The organism is Marinomonas sp. FW-1 (assembly GCF_005222245.1).
Taxonomy (GTDB): Bacteria; Pseudomonadota; Gammaproteobacteria; order Pseudomonadales; family Marinomonadaceae; genus Marinomonas; species Marinomonas alcarazii.
On sequence record NZ_CP025987.1, the window covers coordinates 2962240 to 2980605 of the forward strand.

17 protein-coding genes are annotated in these 18366 nt (G+C 43.3%); 3 read left to right on the forward strand and 14 right to left on the reverse strand.

All coding sequences use genetic code 11. The features are described 5' to 3' along the window. Positions 1-6 precede the first annotated feature (6 nt). Positions 7-477: a cold-shock protein gene (locus C1X04_RS18795; RefSeq protein ID WP_302628653.1), complete on the reverse strand. Its 471-nt coding sequence runs from the start codon at positions 475-477 to the stop codon at positions 7-9. A 287-nt stretch (positions 478-764) separates the two neighbouring features. On the opposite strand from C1X04_RS18795, the gene C1X04_RS13770 reads away from it, so the two are divergent. Next, positions 765-977, forward strand: a complete 213-nt coding sequence (locus C1X04_RS13770) for a SlyX family protein (RefSeq protein ID WP_137170248.1) — start codon at positions 765-767, stop codon at positions 975-977. Between the two features lie 11 nt (positions 978-988). Here the strand turns inward: C1X04_RS13770 and C1X04_RS13775 are convergent, their stop codons facing one another. The 9 genes from C1X04_RS13775 to cysM all read right to left on the reverse strand — a co-directional run bounded on the left by C1X04_RS13775 (position 989) and on the right by cysM (position 12398). Then, complete coding sequence (locus C1X04_RS13775; protein WP_137170249.1) at positions 989-1780, reverse strand: class I SAM-dependent methyltransferase; 792 nt, start codon at positions 1778-1780, stop codon at positions 989-991. A gap of 129 nt (positions 1781-1909) precedes the next feature. Next, on the reverse strand, positions 1910-2713 hold the full coding sequence (locus C1X04_RS13780; protein WP_137170250.1) for an undecaprenyl-diphosphate phosphatase: 804 nt from the start codon (positions 2711-2713) through the stop codon (positions 1910-1912). A 6-nt stretch (positions 2714-2719) separates the two neighbouring features. Continuing rightward, entirely contained in the window at positions 2720-3427 is a 708-nt protein-coding gene (gene tsaB, locus C1X04_RS13785) for a tRNA (adenosine(37)-N6)-threonylcarbamoyltransferase complex dimerization subunit type 1 TsaB (RefSeq protein WP_137170251.1), read from the reverse strand. Between the two features lie 7 nt (positions 3428-3434). Further along, positions 3435-4091, reverse strand: a complete 657-nt coding sequence (gene adk, locus C1X04_RS13790; protein WP_110577166.1) for an adenylate kinase — start codon at positions 4089-4091, stop codon at positions 3435-3437. A 224-nt stretch (positions 4092-4315) separates the two neighbouring features. Next, positions 4316-6946 (reverse strand): phosphoenolpyruvate carboxylase, encoded by a 2631-nt coding sequence (gene ppc, locus C1X04_RS13795; protein WP_110577165.1) that lies wholly within the window; start codon positions 6944-6946, stop codon positions 4316-4318. Positions 6947-7018: 72 nt separating this feature from the next. Further along, positions 7019-7822, reverse strand: coding sequence for a nucleoside triphosphate pyrophosphohydrolase (gene mazG / locus C1X04_RS13800; RefSeq protein WP_110577164.1), 804 nt, complete (start codon positions 7820-7822; stop codon positions 7019-7021). After that, positions 7819-10068 (reverse strand): GTP diphosphokinase, encoded by a 2250-nt coding sequence (relA, locus tag C1X04_RS13805; protein WP_110577163.1) that lies wholly within the window; start codon positions 10066-10068, stop codon positions 7819-7821. The genes mazG and relA overlap by 4 nt, the downstream gene beginning before the upstream one ends. A 16-nt stretch (positions 10069-10084) precedes the next feature. Beyond that, entirely contained in the window at positions 10085-11401 is a 1317-nt protein-coding gene (rlmD, locus tag C1X04_RS13810; RefSeq protein WP_137170252.1) for a 23S rRNA (uracil(1939)-C(5))-methyltransferase RlmD, read from the reverse strand. A gap of 103 nt (positions 11402-11504) precedes the next feature. Further along, a complete protein-coding gene (gene cysM / locus C1X04_RS13815) occupies positions 11505-12398 on the reverse strand; it encodes a cysteine synthase CysM (protein WP_137170253.1) in 894 nt (297 codons plus the stop codon). 198 nt (positions 12399-12596) lie between these two features. Here cysM and C1X04_RS13820 point away from each other — a divergent pair, with 198 nt between their 5' ends. Together C1X04_RS13820 and C1X04_RS13825 are read left to right on the forward strand one after the other, a co-directional pair. Continuing rightward, positions 12597-12821 (forward strand): hypothetical protein, encoded by a 225-nt coding sequence (locus C1X04_RS13820; RefSeq protein WP_110577160.1) that lies wholly within the window; start codon positions 12597-12599, stop codon positions 12819-12821. Positions 12822-12845: 24 nt separating this feature from the next. Then, entirely contained in the window at positions 12846-15647 is a 2802-nt protein-coding gene (locus tag C1X04_RS13825; RefSeq protein WP_137170254.1) for a response regulator, read from the forward strand. Here C1X04_RS13825 and acpS read toward each other — a convergent pair. From acpS to rnc, 4 genes are read right to left on the reverse strand one after another with little or no spacing between them, the layout of a single operon-like run. Further along, entirely contained in the window at positions 15614-16000 is a 387-nt protein-coding gene (acpS, locus tag C1X04_RS13830; RefSeq protein ID WP_110577158.1) for a holo-ACP synthase, read from the reverse strand. The two genes, C1X04_RS13825 and acpS, sit on opposite strands and share 34 nt — an antisense overlap. A 21-nt stretch (positions 16001-16021) precedes the next feature. Then, complete coding sequence (recO, locus tag C1X04_RS13835) at positions 16022-16765, reverse strand: DNA repair protein RecO (RefSeq protein ID WP_110577157.1); 744 nt, start codon at positions 16763-16765, stop codon at positions 16022-16024. 5 nt (positions 16766-16770) lie between these two features. Further along, on the reverse strand, positions 16771-17673 hold the full coding sequence (era, locus tag C1X04_RS13840) for a GTPase Era (RefSeq protein WP_137170255.1): 903 nt from the start codon (positions 17671-17673) through the stop codon (positions 16771-16773). After that, on the reverse strand, positions 17666-18349 hold the full coding sequence (rnc, locus tag C1X04_RS13845) for a ribonuclease III (protein WP_110577155.1): 684 nt from the start codon (positions 18347-18349) through the stop codon (positions 17666-17668). The genes era and rnc overlap by 8 nt, the downstream gene beginning before the upstream one ends. Positions 18350-18366 lie beyond the last annotated feature (17 nt).

The window sequence follows — 18366 nt, forward strand, 5'->3', positions numbered from 1 at the left end:
AAAGAATTAACCGCGAATAATAGAAACGTTTTCTGCTTGCTTGCCTTTCTCGCCTTCAGTGACGTAAAAACGCACCAACTGACCTTCAACAAGAAAGCGACGACCACGGCCACGGATAGCGCGGTAATGAACAAATACATCATCACCATTTTCCATCGTTAAAAAGCCAAAGCCTTTTGAAGAATTAAACCACTTAACAGTCCCCTGCTCGCGGTCATCATCTTCGTCTTCATCAGAGTCAGAGTCCAAACTGTCGGAGCTGACCTGGCTAACCATAGCGCCAACATAAACAGACACTAGAATAAAGGCGAAATACACTAAGAAGTTTGCACCCATTTCTTCTTTTAGCACGCCCGCAATAAGCAGAGGTACAACCAAAGCGATAACAAGGCTGACGATAAACGTGCGAAGGGAAAACAAACCAGAACCAACAGAAGACCCTTTGTTATGTGAAACATTATCCTGATGATCATTCATAAAATATATCTCTTATTAAATTAAATATTATCGTGAAGCGGAGGCCATCCTAGAAAAACAGACTCCGTATTAGTACGTATAGTGAATAAATAAATATTATTACTAAACTCTTTTTAAAATCACTGTGTGAAGCGAAAGAAGATAGTAGTAAAATACTTACCTTCATTTTAGAGCAATTTTCACGCCACTCTACACATAAAATGACTAATAGCTAAATCATATATTTGTATAGAATTGCTTATAAAATACGAATTTAGTTTCATAAGGTTAACACACAGAAGGTATCTATGAACACCTCACAAATCAATCAACGCATCGACGAATTAGAATTCAAACTACAATTTCAAGAAGACACAATTGACAGTTTAAACCGAGCTTTAATAAGCCAACAAAAAGACATACTGCTAATGCAAGAAAAGCTCGTCTTATTAGGAAACCAGTTGGAGTCCTATCGACAGCAACAGCCTATTCACGATGGAGATAAGCCACCGCACTATTAACGCTTCGAGCGCTATTCTGAGCTATCTAAAGATTTTAGAACATAAATGTCGAATCGCCCCGACTTTCCTTCCAATTGGTAAGTTGGTTCGACATTATTTAAGTAAGGAGCCCCTTTTGGTCGCTTAACCACCACTCGGTATTCCGCTAACGCCATGGCATAAGGTAATAAGCTATCTGCGTCCTCATCCTTGCCAACCAAATCTCTAAAGAACGCCATTTCTTTTTTGGCCGCAGCAGAAGATTTTTCAGTATGAGGGTACATAGGATCTAAATACACAACATCAAACTTTTCGTCACTATCGATGCCGGTGATATCCGTGTCCAACAGCTGCATTCTTTTTGCGATCTCAGCCACTTCACTATGAAACGACGCTCGATATAAGCCATCTTTCAACATAGCCCTAACAAAACCAACGCGCTCACACAGCGATACAGAGCAACCAAGACACGCTAAGACAAAAGCATCACGACCTAACCCAGCAGTGGCATCTAACACAGACAAGTTAGCACGTTTATTCAACCCAACCGCTTTGGCTATATCCTGCCCTTTGCCACCACCAAAGCGCCGCCTGTGATCAACAGCACCAGAGGTAAAATCAACATAAACTGGCTTTGGTGCCCCTTTCCCTGTTTTTGCAATAGCCAGTCCCTCCGTTGTATTAAGCAGGAGGTAGTCATACTGAGAAACAAATTTAATCGGATCACGCAAAGACATAAAGCTAAGATCAAGTGACTTTGACAACAAACGAGATTCAGCCTCTAGAAGCTTATCAGACGCTGCTACAGCAATAGAATTAGGCAAAAGGAACGCTCTCCGAAAACCATGAAACGGGCTTGAAATAGGTTCAGCCTACCATTTAAAACAACAGTAGGCCGTCAACCTTTCTCCATTTATTCCGCCGTTTTTTTATAGCACGACAGAGATACACATTTATAAAATATAAACGATAAACAGAAGAATAAAGCCTAAAACAAGGCGATATATGAAAAAAGGGAAAAAACCAATCGTGTTTAGCCATTTTAGGAACAGATAAATACAACAATAAGCACTTATCGCCGACAAAATAACGCCAGCAAGAATACTTCCCCAATCAACGGCTAAATTAGATGACGCCAGCTCAACCGTCTTTAAACCACCAGCCGCTAAAATCAAAGGAATAGACAGAAGAAAAGAAAACTTTGCCGCTGACTCACGACCAAATCCCAGAAAGCGCGCAGCAGTCATGGTAATACCGGAACGTGATGTTCCAGGAATTAATGCAAGAGCCTGAGCAAAACCAATACAAAGAACGCTCTTTATACCGAAATCACGCTCTGTTTTATTCGATGTACCGTATTTATCAGACAACCAAAGCAAAACACCAAAGCCGATAGTGGTATACGCAATAACCTCTAAAGAACGTAAGTGTGTACTGATAAAGTCATCAAACAGCAAACCTGCTGCACAAGCCGGTAAGGTAGCTAACACGATCCACCAAGCTAGACGACTTTCAGGTGTAGACTGTCTAGTCTTTAGGGACACAAACCAAGCAACAACAATGGCAAAAATATCTTTCCTGAAATAGCCAAGGATGGCCATTAAAGTGCCAACATGAACAGCGACATCAAAGGCCAAACCTTGGTCTGGCCAATGAAGTAATTGAGCTGGGAGAATTAAATGAGCAGAACTTGAAATTGGCAGAAACTCAGTAAGACCCTGTATTACTGCCAAAAAAACAATGTGATACCACAACATAGTTTGTTATCGCTTTCCTATCCTTGGAGCTTGCTTTTCCCAGCTTATTTCATCTCTCAAATAGGTCGGTATTGCTTCATAAGAAGATACCGTCGCACCCTGTTGAAATTGAAGCATAGCTAGATCAGCAATACATGCTGCTCGAGGGGCAGCATCCGTTAAAATGTACTCTGGAGCAGCAGGCATTAATGAACTAAGAATGTCTTCATAACACCAGCCAGAACCTACGCCGTTATAGTGTTCAGTAAAACCTTTTAGGGATTCGGGCTTCACAACACACTCATCAATCAATGACTCTATTACATAGCGGCCTTCCACTTTATTAACAGTGTAACCACCCATGTAAATCTCCCCCATACGGGCATCAAGGGCAGCCAGCCAACGATTTTTTCCGGTTTTCTGAAAACCTTCCAGAGATAGAGCCGCCAATGTCGATACAGGAATAACAGGCAAATCAGCACCAAAGGCAAGCCCCTGCACAACACCCGCACTTATTCTCAGACCAGTAAAAGAGCCGGGCCCTCTTCCAAATGCAATAGCATCTAGATCTAACAGGGTAATACCAGCTTGGTCTAGAATTTGATCGACCATAGGAAGAATCAGATCATTATGAAGACGTGGCGCCATGCGAAAATCTTCTAACACAACGCCATTCAAATTCAACGCCACAGAACATGCAGGCGTTGAGGTATCAAGAGCTAAAATGACCGACATGAACTCATTAAGCCTTTAGTGATTCTAAAAGATTTTGCTTAATTTCATTCAAATCGCCAATACCGTTGACTTTAACGAACTTAGGAGCAGTTGCACTATCTGCTTTCAGCCAATCTTGGTAATAACCAATCAGAGGCGCTGTTTGATCATGGTAAACACCTAAGCGAAGACGAACAGTTTCTTCTGTATCATCAGCACGCTGTACAAGGTCATCCCCTGTTACATCGTCCTTACCTTCTACTTTCGGCGGGTTGTACACAATGTGGTATGTACGGCCTGACGCTTCATGGACACGACGTCCACTCATGCGCTTAACAATCTCTTCATCTGGCACATCGATTTCAACAACATAATCGATCTTAACACCAGCGTCTTTTAGAGCATCCGCTTGAGGAATCGTACGAGGAAAACCATCAAACAACGCACCATTAACACAATCGTCTTGTGTTAGGCGCTCTTTTACCAAACCAATAATAATATCATCTGAAACAAGCTGACCTGCGTCCATAACCGCTTTGGCTTTTAAACCCATTTCGCTTCCTGCTTTCACGGCGGCACGCAGCATGTCTCCAGTAGAGATTTGTGGAATACCAAACTCTTCTGTAATAAATTGAGCTTGAGTGCCTTTACCAGCGCCTGGCGCACCTAATAATATTACTCGCATAAACGTCTCCAAAAGACAGAGTTAACTGATAAGCAAGGCTAACTGACACAGCGCACCATCAACGTGCAAAAAGCACGGCAGCACTATGAAAAATTACACCATTTGCATACTAATAAATTGAATGGCCGCCAAGCATACCCAAGCAGCCATCCTTTATGCAAATTTACCTGCCTTTTTTTATGTTTTTCTTACTCATATTGAGCATTTATCAACCACATTTGTAATTAGCCCGTATTTTGCATACCACTGGCAATGCCCGCCATGGTTATCATAAGAGCTTTGTTGACCTCTGCATTATCTTCGTCCTTACGACTACGATACAAAAGCTCGGCCTGCAAATAGTGCAATGGATCAATGTAAGGGTTACGAACATCGATAGACTGACGAATCGTTTTGTTGTCTTCGATTAAGCGCTCTTGCTGTTTAAGCATCTTCACAAGCTCACTCACTTGCTTTAGCTTACCCCGTAATAATCGCCCTAATCCCTGAAGCTCTTCCCCAACCAAACGCTTCTCATAATATTCAGCAATTTCTGGCTCAGCCTTTGCCAATACCATGTCAAGCATGTCTAGGTAAGCACCAAAAAAAGGCCATTTTTTATGCATTTCGCGCAGTTTTTCTAAGTTTCCGGATTCAACGCCCTGTTGCAATGCACTCTCGGCACCCAGCCAAGCCGGCAACATCAGACGAATTTGCATCCACGCAAAAATCCAAGGAATCGCTCGCAAACTTTCAACGCCACCATCTGAACGGCGACGGGCAGGACGAGAACCTAAAGGCAATTTAGCCAACTCTTGTTCCGGCGTGGTTGCCCTAAAGTAAGGAACAAAATCTTCATGACCACGAACGATAGAGCGATATTGATTCATGCCCACTTCCGCCATCTCATCCATAATAGCCCGCCACTCCTCTTTCGGAGCTTCAGCAGGTATCAAAGACGCTTCCATAACAGCAGAACAATACAATTCCAAAGAGCGAACAGCGATGTCAGGAATACCAAATTTGAAGCGAATCATTTCACCTTGCTCGGTCACACGAATCGCACCATTAACCGAACCTGGAGGTTGAGACAAAATCGCAACATGAGCTGGGCCGCCGCCACGACCAACGGTACCACCACGACCATGGAACAAGGTCAGATGAATACCATGTTTCTTACAAAGACGCGTCAAGGCCTCTTGCGCTCGATATTGCCCCCATGTCGCCGCAATTTGGCCAGCATCTTTAGCCGAATCAGAATAACCAATCATCACCTCTTGATGACCGTTAATATAAGATTTGTACCAAGGCAACGAGAACAATTGCTCAATAATTGGCTCTGCATTATCCAAATCCGCAAGGGTTTCAAACAATGGCACTATTCGCATCGGGAAGGCCACACCGGACTCTTTCAGCATTAAAGCAACAGCCAACACATCAGAAGGCGCACTGGCCATTGAAATGACATAAGAACCGAACGAATTCTGCTCACCGTTGGCAATCATTTTAAACGTATCGAGGACTTCTTTAACTTCGGCTGTTGGCGTCCACTCCATAGGCAAAAGAGGACGTTTTGAATTTAGTTCGGTCAGCAAAAAAGCTTGGCGAGAAGCTTCATCCCACTCGGCGTAATCTCCCAACCCATAGAAGCGAGTAATGGCAGACAGCGCATCAATATGGCGAGAGGCATCCTGACGCACGTCCAAACGCACGAGCGTTGCGCCAAAAGTAGCTGCACAACGAATAAGGTCAAGCAATGAACCATTGGCAATAACCTTCATACCGCAATCTAACAGAGACTGATAACACAGTATTAGATCGTCCTTAAGCTCTTGTATATCAAGAAATATCTCTTCATCAGTTGTTGGCTTACCCTCCAAACACGCTTTCGCCCAATTTTTGGTCGCTAGCATCTTATTTTCTAGGTGACGCAGGACTTCGCGATAAGGTTGCGCACTGTCCCCAACGCGTTCGCGCAAAGCGGCATTACATTGGGTCATAGAAAATTCAGAACGCAGTGTGTTCAGATCTTTGATGTAAAGATCTGCCGCCATCCAGCGAGCCAACAAAGCCACTTCTTTTGTTACTGTGTGCGTTACATTTGGATTGCCATCTCTATCGCCACCCATCCAAGTTGCAAAACGAATCGGCGCTAAATCTAAGGGCAAACGGTCTTCTTTTGAAAACTTACTAAACTGCTCATCGAGTTGGCGAAAAAAGCGAGGGACTGCTTGCCATAAAGACTGCTCAATAACAGCAAAGCCCCACTTAGCCTCATCTACAGGAGTCGGACGTTCTTCACGGATTTCATCGGTATGCCAAGCCTGAGTGATGATTTCTTTCAATCGTCGAATGTGTTTCGTCTCTTCTAGTGGCAGAATATTATCTTTATCAAGCGCTTCTAGCTCAGTGGAAATATTGTCGTATTTACGAATCAAAGATCGACGTACCACTTCCGTAGGATGCGCTGTGAGAACTAATTCAATAGATTGAGACTGCAAAGAAGCAATCATTTGCTCGGCGGTAAAGTTCTTCTTATCGAGGCGAGCCAATAAATCCCCTACAGGATTATGATAAACCCCCAAACTCTCGTTTGTACGTCTACGATGAACTCGGTGATACTGCTCTGCGATATTAGATAAGTTTAAAAACTGGTTGAAAGCCCGTGCGACAGGAACAATTTCTTTATCATCTAACTCTTCTAAAGCTTGAATAAGAGCGGCTGAGTCTCCTGATTGACGCCCATCTTTTGAAAGCATTCGAATATTTTCTACTTTCTCAAGAAAACCTTCGCCTAAATGATTACTCATGCTTTCGCCAAGACAATCTCCTAGCAACCTAACATTTTCACGTAATGACGCCTGACGATCACTCACTGCACCCTCCTTATCTTGCTAATAACACCTATGTGTTCAAAGGTATTTTTATCATCCGACCAAAAATCAAACTCATAAACCTTCGCGTTTAGCTTGATCCCAAAAATTATCTAGTTCCTTTAAAGAACAATCTGTTAGCGTTTTATTTTGCTCTGCAACAAGCGCTTCAATTCTAGCAAACCGTCTACGGAATTTAACATTTGTTTTATTTAGAGCGATATCAGGAGACACCTTGCAATGACGAGATAGATTTGTCATTGCAAACAAAACGTCCCCCATTTCTTCTTCTATATGAGGCTGATTTTGCTCTTGAATCGCCTCTTCAAGCTCATCTAACTCTTCACGAATTTTGTCAAAAACGGGCTTAATGTCTGACCAATCAAAACCCACTTTCGATACTTTTTCCTGAATTTTAATGGCTTGCATTAAGGCTGGCATCGACACGGGCACATCCGCTAACATGCTCGTTTTTTTATCCCCTTTTTCTTGCGCCTTAATCTGCTGCCATTGCTCAGCAACTTCTTGTTCGGTAAGCGCTGTCGGCTCACCAAAACGCGTCAAGTCTGCGTCTGGAAACACATGTGGGTGACGTCGTAGCATTTTTTTAACAATACCAGCGGCCACATCTTCAAAAGAAAAGCGTTGCTCTTCGTCCGCTATTTGCGCATAAAAAACCACCTGAAACAGTAAATCGCCAAGCTCTTCTTTTAGATGCTCAAAATCTTCTCGTTCAATGGCATCTAGCACTTCATAGGTTTCTTCCAGAGTGTAAGGTGCAATCGTTTTATAGGTTTGCTTTTTATCCCACGCACACCCAAACTGCTCATCTCTCAAGCAGGTCATTAAATACTGCAACTGGGTAATGGCGTTACTCAAAAGTCTCTCTCTCTAAACACATTTAAGACATTTGGCAGCTGATTAATGCGGTGCAGCAATTTGCTTAGCACGCTTAACTCGCCTACTTCGATAGTAAAACGTATGCTCGCCGTATGATTTTCCTTTGCAGACAAGGTATTCATCGATAGTAAATTGACCTTCTCGTTGGCCAACAGACTGGTAATATCATTAAGCAAACCAGTGCGATCATAAGCTTCAACCTGAATATTTACAGGGTACTGATTGTCTAGCTCTTCACCCCAGCTTACATCAATGATTCTCTCGGGCTCATCCAATCCTAACTGCACGATATTAATACAATCTTGTCTGTGTACCGATACACCGCGCCCTTGGGTAATAAAACCAACAATATCGTCCCCAGGAATTGGCGAACAACACTTGGCCATTTGGGTAAGTAATTTGCCAACACCCAATATATGAATATCGTTATCAGACGACTTATGAAGGCTCTTTTTAAGGCGAATTGGTCGCGTTGGTGAAGTTTCGCCATTCAGGTTATAAAAGTCATCAATAACTCTTAAAACGCGTGCCAACTGTATATCGCCAGCGCCTAACGCCACATACACTTCTTCGGCATAAGAAAAATTAAAGCGCGCTGATATCGCCTGTAAATCAATACGACTATCTTCAAGCCCTAAACGTTTTAGCTGTTTATCTAGTAATTGCTTACCCGCTTCAAGGTTTTTCTCTCGATCTTCTTTTCTAAACCAATTCTGGATTTTGGCTCTTGCACGGTTAGTTTGAACATAGCCCAATGTAGGGTGGAGCCAGTCGCGACTCGGTCCACCCTCTTTCGTGGTTAGAATTTCGACTTTGTCGCCAGTTTTTAGATGCGTTACTAAAGAAATAATCTTGCCGTTTACTTTTGCACCTCGACAACGATGTCCAATTTCCGTATGGACGCGGTAAGCAAAATCAACAGGCGTAGCGTTAACTGGAAGATCGACAACATGCCCATCAGGCGTAAAAACATAAATACGATCTTGCTCTATATCACTGCGAACTTGCTCAGACAAAGACTCCAAGTCGCCTTGAACCTCATGAAAGTCCAAAATGGTACGCAGCCATTGCAATTTCTCTTCATAGCTGGTGCTGTTAGAGCTTAAATCGGTTCCTTTGTACTTCCAATGCGCACACACGCCCAGTTCTGCATCTTCATGCATTTTATGCGTACGGATTTGGATCTCCAGCGCTCGTCCTTGGGGACCAACCACTGCCGTATGCAAAGACTGGTATCCGTTAGACTTAGGATTGCTAATGTAATCATCAAATTCTTGCGGAATGGGGCGCCACAAATTATGAACAACACCAAGAACGCCATAGCACTCCATTGGTTCATCCACCAAAATACGAACAGCACGCACATCATAGACTTCATCGAAGCCTATATTTTTACGCTTCATTTTTCGCCAAATACTGTAGATGTGCTTGGCACGTCCCATTAGATCGGCGTGAATATTAATGGCTTTTAGTCGTTCATCTAGCAAAGAGATAACATCGTCAATGAATTGCTGACGATCTAAACGCTTTTCATCCAACCAGGTAGCAATACGTTTGTAGTCAGAGGGGTATAGGTAACGAAAAGACAGGTCTTCCAGCTCCCATTTTATATGACCAATGCCTAAACGATGGGCCAATGGGGCATAAACACTTTGTACTTCTAGTGCAACAGCAACACGTCGCTCTTCGCTTTGATGCTTTGCTTCTTTGATAGCACAGGCGCGTTCCGCCAATTTAATCAATACAACGCGGACGTCATCAATAATAGAAACCAGCATTTTGCGCAAAGATTCTAATTGATTTTCACTGCTTCCAAGCACCTCTGCCGCCGTGTCTGCAGTGAGGTTTTTAGAAACCTCCCCCATTTTAATGACGCCTTCGACAATCAGAGCCACCTTGCGCCCAAACATGTCCGTCACCCGGGAAATAGGCAGTTGGTCTTCTCGTACTGCACGATAGACGGCAGCCGCTACCAAGGAGTCTTGATCCGCCCGAAAGCCAGACAAAATTTCGACCATTTCTAGTCCGGCTCGAAAAGTACTTGCCTGTGGCCCCCAATAAGATGGTCTTGCAGATTGAAGTTCTGCCTGCCTAGCTAATTCACAAGCCATACGCAAAGGCACTCGAGCACTGTCATCGATTAAATGAGAAAAGTGCCCCATCCAACCATCAATATCCACGCTACCATCATCTAAAACAGGGTGATCTTTTCTTACCGTTACCATTTATCCGCCCTTCAAGTTACTTCTTTTTTTGCAACAACATCATCGTCTCTACATGGGAAGTTTGCGGAAACATGTCCATCAAACTCACCCTCAAAACACGATATCCTTTTGCAACTAGATATTCGGCATCCCTTGCTAAAGTAGAAGCATTGCAAGAAACATACAATATTTGTGTTGGTGCAATTTTTATGATGCTGTCTAAAAATTCAAATGCTCCCGCACGTGGAGGGTCCAGCAGCACTTTTGTAATTTGCTTGCTAATAAGCCCATTTTCAACCGGCTGAGTCAAGTCTGCAGCAACAAATGCAACATTATCCAATCTATTTAGTTGTGCATTGTGACGCGCAGCCTCCACCATAGAGTCTTGCACCTCAACGCCAATTACCTTTTGTGCGTACTTAGCTAAAGGCAAAGAGAAATTACCCACACCACAGAATAAATCCAACACAATGTCTCGATCATTTAACGCCAACCAATCAATCGCCTGCATCACCATTTTTTGATTCATCGCGGCATTCACTTGGATAAAGTCTTGAGGGTGATAACTCAATTTCAACCCATCAAGTTCATAATGGCGCATTTTTTCTGGCGACACCTCCGCTTTGCTCGCCTTTGGTGCTTGCCAATATAACGTAATTTGCTCGTCTTGCGCCCAGCGTTCCCACGTTTCTTTGAGCTCATCACTCACCTCAAAGTTCAATCGAAACAACACGGATACGCCTTTTGTATCTTCTAACAATTCAATGTGCCCAAGCAAACCCGCTAACTCACTTTGTAATAACGCAGTTTTTAGTGACAAAAAAATGGTTTGCAAAGGAGCAGTAAGCACAACACATTGATCAATAGAAACGATATCGCTTGAGGACTTGCCACGAAACCCCATTGCCAGTTGGCCTTTCTTTTGCTCAATGGCTATTCGGGCTCGGCGACGGTACTGTGTTGGCGCATCAACCAGAGGCTCAAAATCTTGCATTGTCGCAACTTTGCGCAACTGTCCTTGCAGCCAATCATGTTTGGCAGCTAATTGCTTTTCAGCGGCTAAATGCTGAAAACTACAACCACCACAAATAGAAAAATGTGGGCAAGCAGGTTCAACTCGGTAATCACTTGGCTCAATAATCGAATGCAAAGCGGCTTCATCAAAACGACGCCCAGCTTTAGTCACTTGCGCAGTCACTGATTCGCCAGGTAAAGCACCTTCGATAAAGGTTACTTTACCATTCAGGCGAGCAACGCCTTTGGCTTCATGAGTAATGCCTTCCACATGGTAAGTCTGGACGGGGCCCAATACCTGGGGTTTGCTTGTTCGGCGAGGGGGTGTTCTTCTTCTCAAAGGTGGCTCTCTTGTTCCTGAATATAGGATAAATGCATATCTATTCTATCTCATCTGTAGATAGAACTGTACGCGAAAGCAAGCCTTAATAGCCATTAATCACTCAGCCATCAAACACGCCAGTCGACAGATAACGATCTCCGCGGTCACACACAATCGCGACAATCACGGCATCCGTTAGCTGCTTAGACAATTCCATCGCTATCGCAACAGAACCACCCGAGGACACACCGCAAAAAATACCTTCCTCTTTCGCCAAACGACGCATTGTTGTCTCAGCGGCCTCTTGCGACACATCCATAATGGTATCCACTCGGCTATCGTCAAAGATTGAAGGCAGATACTCTTTTGGCCAACGACGGATACCTGGGATACTTGAACCATCTTGAGGCTGAAGACCAACAATTTGGATGTCTTTATTCTGCTCTTTCAAATAATGTGACACTCCCATAATGGTGCCCGTGGTGCCCATTGAACTCACAAAGTGTGTCACGGCTCCTTGTGTTTGTTGCCAAATCTCAGGCCCTGTTGTGAGATAATGCGCATTAGGATTGTCTTGGTTTGCAAACTGATTCAATACAATACCAACACCTTCATCTTGCATTTCTTGAGCAAGATCACGGGCTCTTTCCATACCCTCTTCTTTTGTCACTAAGTGCAAGATGGCGCCATAAGCCGTCATCGCTGACTTTCGCTCTTGGCTCATGTTATCCGGCATAATCAGGTGCATTTTATAGCCCTTAATGGCTGCCGCCATCGCCAAGGCAATCCCAGTATTACCACTTGTCGCCTCAATTAAACTATCACCTGGCTTAATATCTCCGCGAAGTTCAGCCTGAAGAATCATATTCAATGCAGGGCGGTCTTTTACTGATCCTGCTGGGTTTTGGCCTTCAAGCTTTAATAAAATCGTATTACTTGGATTTGGGTTGATGCGCTGCAAGCGAACCAGAGGAGTGTGTCCAATTAAGGACTCGATGCTAGGGTATTGGATCATAAAAAACTTCATTGACATTGATGACTGAGGGAATGAAACTTAACGCTATGGGCCTATTTAAGAACACTTACGCCCAACAGTACAATAAGAAAGCGTTATAAACTTAGTGTTAGTTTCTCATTTTGAAAAATAAAACAGGTTACTCTATCTTTTTAGGTAGGTAAAATCTGCTGTTTGCACTTCACTTGGACTAACCCTATGCGCGCTACACGCTTTCTCACATTGCTCTTTTTGTTACTAGTAATAAGCGGCTGCAACAAGCCTGCGGAAGACCTCACAGAGCTAAGCAACGCAGAATTACGTAAAAATTGGCGAGCATGCGCTTACCTAGACTCGGCATCCGGTGACGAAATAGCGGCATGCGAAAATTATGAAAAAGAATGCGACACACGCAAAGAACAAGGCCGCTTAGCATGCTACTAACCTTTTATATCTATGGCTCGCACAATGAAAATTCCTTTTATTAATATCACTTCACTGAGCCTAAGCAGCAAGTTGTTTTGGGTGTTATTCACTCCTTCTTTCATTATCTCTTTGATGGTCACCATCTTCTTATTATCTACGCGTTTCAATGATCTAAATCGCAACCTGCATGAGCAATCACGCCACATAACAGAACAAGTCTCCACAACGAGCGCCTATGCCATTGTGTTCTCTGACCAAAACATGATGTATCGGATTCTACAAAACGCACTTAACAACCCAAATATAAGTAGTGTCCAACTCTACAACAGTGAACAAAAAGCCATCGCCGAACTAGGCAAACCATCGATACAAAACAGTCCTTTTTTTCCCGAAAAAAATGAAGTGATCGAATACGAAGACCGCCTCGAATCTATTAGCGCTATCTACTATACCAGTAACTCTCTGGACGGTATTTTCAACAGTCAAACTGACCTTTTCAACACTCAAGATCAGCGCAGCCTAATTGGCTGGGTCAGAGTGGAGGCAAATAAAGCCACTGTGCAATTAGAAAAATACCAGTACTCCAGCTTAGTCATTTTTATCTTTCTGCTTTTTAACGTCGCCATGATATTAGGCGCATTCCATGCGTCAAAAATCCTCACCCACCCCATAAACAAACTGGCTTCAGCATTAAGTAAACTGGTCAAAGGTCAATTTTCCACAGCGAAGCTGATGAAACTACCAGCAGAATACACCTCCATACAAAGAGACTTACTCGATTTGACGGAAAGGCTGGAGCACCATAATGAAGAGCTCGTCTCGGGCATTGAACAAGCCACAGAAGACATTCGTCGTAGCTTAGATAGCATGGAAGAAAAAAGCGCCCAGTTGCACATAGCCAACCGCGAAGCAATGGAGTCCAACCGCTTAAAGTCGCAATTTTTAGCCAACATAAGCCACGAGGTAAGAACCCCTCTAAACGCTATCCTGGGTTATACAAAAACCCTGCAAAAAGACATAAAAGACCCTCAACACCGCCTTTATGTGAACACCATTGAGCAATCTACCAACAGCCTACTGGCGGTTATCGGTGATATTTTGGATTTCTCTAAAATTGAAGCAGGCAAGCTTAGCTTAGAAAGCAACCATTTCAATCTTAAAACCTTAATAGACGATGTTTACCAGACATTAAGTATCAACTTACTCAACAAAGAAAAGCACATCGATTTAGTCCCAGAATTTGGCTTAGATGTACCGGAATGGTTTATTGGTGACAGCACCCGAATACGACAGATTTTAACCAACCTAATCGGTAATGCGATTAAATTCACCCATCAAGGTTCGGTTAGAACCCGCGTCGCTATTGCGACTGAGAACGATCAAGATATCACCCTGTCTTTTCAAATTATCGATACCGGCATTGGCATTGCAGAAAACAAAATTCATCGTTTGTTCAAGCCTTTTTCACAAGTCGATACCAGCACCACTCGGCAGTTTGGCGGAACAGGGTTAGGTTTGGTTATAACCAAAAAGCTCGTTGAACAAATGAACGGCAAAATTGAAATAAGCAGTGACCCAAGTATTGGCTCCACCTTTCGCTTTACAATCACACTGAAAAAATCGACCAAAACCCAAAGTGACAAAACAGCACTTGGACTTCATATCCTCATACTAGAACCTAGCTCCACCTATAAAAGCTATCTGAACAACTATTTACAGAGTATTGGGGTCAGCTGCAGTATATGCTCAGATATCGAGCAAACCGTTGCACTGTTAAACAAACAGCACGACAAAATAGATGCCATTCTATTGAGCGTTGTACCAAATGAACAAAGCATTTATGAAATCCGGGAACTGATCACGTATTCGACCCAGCAGTTCTCTATTCCATGCATTCTGATGATCCAACCACCAGGCCAAATTACACATTACCCAGACTTAAAAGATATTTGCAGTGACATTTTGCTAAAGCCAATCAGTCATGATCGCCTCTATCATGCTTTGCAAAACTTAGGGCATAATCCGATCACCACCTCTCAACCTCAAAAAACCAATGCTCAACGAGACAAGATTAAAGGCCTCAGTATACTTGCGGTCGATGACTCGCCAATCAATTTACAATTGCTTAACCATTGGCTCATTCCGATCGGACTCGATGTCACCTTAGCCTACAGCGGACAACAAGCCTTAGACCTAGCGATGAACAAACATTTCGACTTGGTTTTTATGGATATACAAATGCCAGAAATGGATGGCATGGAAACTACCCAGCATTTAAGACAACTCGACGCCTACAAAAACACGCCTATCATCGCCCTAACAGCCCATGCTTTAGGGTCAGAGCAGCAACAAATGCTCAGCAGTGGGATGAATGCCTATCTTACCAAGCCCATTGACGAAGACCTTCTCATTAGCACGATCGAAAAATGGTGCTCCAATACCGACACCTTTCAAGATCAAGTCAATGCAAAGCTAGTTGATATATTTGACTTAGAAAAAGCATTATCTATTGTCGACGGCAAAGAAGAGATTGCAAAAGAAATGTTCGATATGCTGGCTGATTCGCTAAGCGCAGAGAAGAAGCTGATTAAACATCACTTAGAAAACCAAGATACTAAAAAACTTATTGAAGTGGTTCACCGAATACACGGTGCATCAAAATACACAGGTACAGTAAATATCGCGAGACACGCAAATTTCCTTGAAACCCATCTAAAGGAACTCGGCATGGAAGACGCCGAGGGCGTCACCGAGGACTTTTTAGAAGCCATCGATGAACTGCTTGATCATCGTCAGCTTATTCCTTGGAATCAAGCCTTAGATTCAAGTACTACAAAGGCCTGAGCATACGCCCTTTCATCCGTTAAACTTACATGCCATGAAATAGGAAAATCATAACGAGCCGCAATAGCATCATCAACAACAAGAATCGGCTGACCTGTGGGCAAATTCATAACACTAAAGTGCTGAAAACTCACACCAGAACCAATTCCCGTACCCAATGCCTTTACTGCGGCTTCTTTTGCGGCAAAACGTTTCGCGACATAGGCAATGGCCTTATCTTCATTACTAATAGCTTGCCAACATTTTTTCTCGTCCGCACTCAAAATGCGATCAACAAAACGCTCTCCCAAACGAGTGATAGATTGCGCAATACGGGCAATTTCTACTAAGTCCGTTCCAACACCAATAATCAAGATATAACCTCTTCACTCAACTCAAACTTTCAACGTACGGAAAATTGGCACACCCAAATGCAACTCTCCTTGGAAGGACTGTTTTGGCAATAAACGCCTTGCAACGATAGGCTTACCATTTAACAAGCTGTCCAACCAATTACGATGCAATTCTTTGGCAAGGCTTAACACCTGCTTATCTGTCCATTTCCCCGCTTGATAATCAAGCGCGACCTGCCCTTCTACAAACAACATAGGCAAGAGTTTCGGCTTCTCGCCATAATATGGACGCAAGCCAAACTTATAGTGAAATTGATAGAGCTGCTTCGCGTCTATCAACTCACCACGGCTTGTGGAAAGCATATTAATAGCCACCCCTAATTCGGAGAACAACCCGACTTCAAAACGTCGTAACAAAGGCGCTATTGGCGCTCCTGCGTACAAGCTTTCAATAAGCCATTTATACAGCTCATACACATCAGGCAAGGGAAGATTAATCGGGAGCAGCTTTTCCAGCAACTCATGCACATAAAGCGCAGCATACAAGGGCAATCCCTCAAGAGCAGAAGCAGACGTAATAGATTCTAAGCTTTTCACTGTCTTTAAGTCGCTACGGCCAGAAAACTCCATTTCATAACACAAAAAAGGCCCAGGTATGACCCGAGCCTCTTTTTTAGGTAATCGCCACACGCCTCTTACCAAACCTTGCTCAAGGGTTAATACATCGAGCAAAATTTTGTTATCCTGAAAAGGACGAGTGTGGATAACATACGCAGATACGCGCATCGGAATTACTCTTCCTGATAACCTAAACTGGCTAGCGCACGTTCATCATCAGACCAGCCAGAACGAATCTTAATCCAAAGATTCAGCATCACTTTATGTTGAAACAGATTCTCCATATCAATACGCGCTTCTTTGCCGATGAGCTTAATTTTTTCGCCACGCTCACCAATAATGATACGCTTTTGGCCATTCCGCTCTACCAAGATTAACGCACTAATATGAATAGCAGACTCTTCGAAAACGAATTCTTCAATTTGCACAGCCACTTCATATGGCACTTCCTGGCCAAGCTGACGAGTAATCTTTTCACGAACGATTTCTGCCGCAAGGAAACGAGAACTACGATTGGTAATTTGATCTTCTGGGTAAAATTGCGTGCCTTCTGGAATATAGCTCTCAACCAAACGCTCTAAACGATCAAGGTTATTATTACGTAACGCTGATATCGGCACTATTTGCGCAAAATTCATTCGGTCAGATAAATTTGCCAAGCGTGGCAACAGGCTTTCTTTTTGATCTAGTTGATCAACCTTATTTACCACCAAAATAACCGGGCAACGCGCATTCTTAACCTTCTGGAGAACAGACTCATCTTCTTCGGTCCAACGATCAGCATCGATAACAAACAAAACAACATCCACGTCTTTCAAAGCCGCTACGGCGGTTTTGTTCATAATTCGGTTGATTGCTTTTGCCTCACCGAGATGCAGCCCAGGAGTGTCAACATAAATAGCTTGAACATGCCCTTCGGTCTTTACACCAAGAATTTGGTCACGAGTCGTTTGCGGCTTACGTGAAGTAATCGACAGTTTTTGACCCAAGATATGGTTAAGCAAAGTGGATTTACCCACATTAGGGCGACCAACAATGGCAATATAACCACAGTGTGTAATTTCAACGTCAGACATCTTTCTTTTCCAATTGTTTCAGTGCTTTTGAAGCGGCATTTTGCTCCGCAATACGGCGGCTATTGCCTTTCCCTTCAATAGCGTCTTCACAGAGTTCTATATAACAGTGAACATGAAACGTCTGGTCATGTGGCTCACCAACAATGTCTACCACATCATACTGAGGCAAAGCGTGCTTACGGGCTTGTAAATACTCTTGTAGACGCGTTTTGGCATCTTTCGTAACAACTTTCAAAGATGTCGCATCTAAACGTTCTTTGTACCATGACAATATGTGCTCTCGACAAACATCCATGCCGGCATCCAAATACATAGCACCAATAATGCCTTCTACCGTATCTGCCAGAATAGAGTCACGTCTAAAGCCACCGCTTTTTAATTCGCCAGCACCCAGCTTCAAATAGTCGCCTAGTTGAAATTCACGAGCGAGTTCAGCTAGCGTGTCACCTTTCACCAAAGAGGCACGCAAGCGGCTCAATTCACCTTCCTTAGCTTTTGGAAAACGATGAAATAGGTCTTCAGCGATCACATAGTTAAGAATCGAGTCACCTAAAAATTCAAGGCGCTCATTATTTTTTCCACCAAAACTACGATGCGTTAGCGCCAGCTCAAGCAGTCCAAGGTCGGCAAAGAAGTAACCTATTCGCCGACTCAGCTTCTGATACAATGAACTCAAAATTTCTCCAAAAAATA

Coding starts and splice junctions, on each gene's coding strand:
- recO (WP_110577157.1), bottom strand. CDS start 16,765: ATGCGCGTATCTGCGTATGTTATCCACACTCGTCCTTTTCAGGATAAC.
- C1X04_RS13825 (WP_137170254.1), top strand. CDS start 12,846: ATGAAAATTCCTTTTATTAATATCACTTCACTGAGCCTAAGCAGCAAG.
- C1X04_RS13770 (WP_137170248.1), top strand. CDS start 765: ATGAACACCTCACAAATCAATCAACGCATCGACGAATTAGAATTCAAA.
- adk (WP_110577166.1), bottom strand. CDS start 4,091: ATGCGAGTAATATTATTAGGTGCGCCAGGCGCTGGTAAAGGCACTCAA.
- relA (WP_110577163.1), bottom strand. CDS start 10,068: ATGGTAACGGTAAGAAAAGATCACCCTGTTTTAGATGATGGTAGCGTG.
- cysM (WP_137170253.1), bottom strand. CDS start 12,398: ATGATCCAATACCCTAGCATCGAGTCCTTAATTGGACACACTCCTCTG.
- tsaB (WP_137170251.1), bottom strand. CDS start 3,427: ATGTCGGTCATTTTAGCTCTTGATACCTCAACGCCTGCATGTTCTGTG.
- era (WP_137170255.1), bottom strand. CDS start 17,673: ATGTCTGACGTTGAAATTACACACTGTGGTTATATTGCCATTGTTGGT.
- C1X04_RS18795 (WP_302628653.1), bottom strand. CDS start 477: ATGAATGATCATCAGGATAATGTTTCACATAACAAAGGGTCTTCTGTT.
- C1X04_RS13780 (WP_137170250.1), bottom strand. CDS start 2,713: ATGTTGTGGTATCACATTGTTTTTTTGGCAGTAATACAGGGTCTTACT.
- C1X04_RS13820 (WP_110577160.1), top strand. CDS start 12,597: ATGCGCGCTACACGCTTTCTCACATTGCTCTTTTTGTTACTAGTAATA.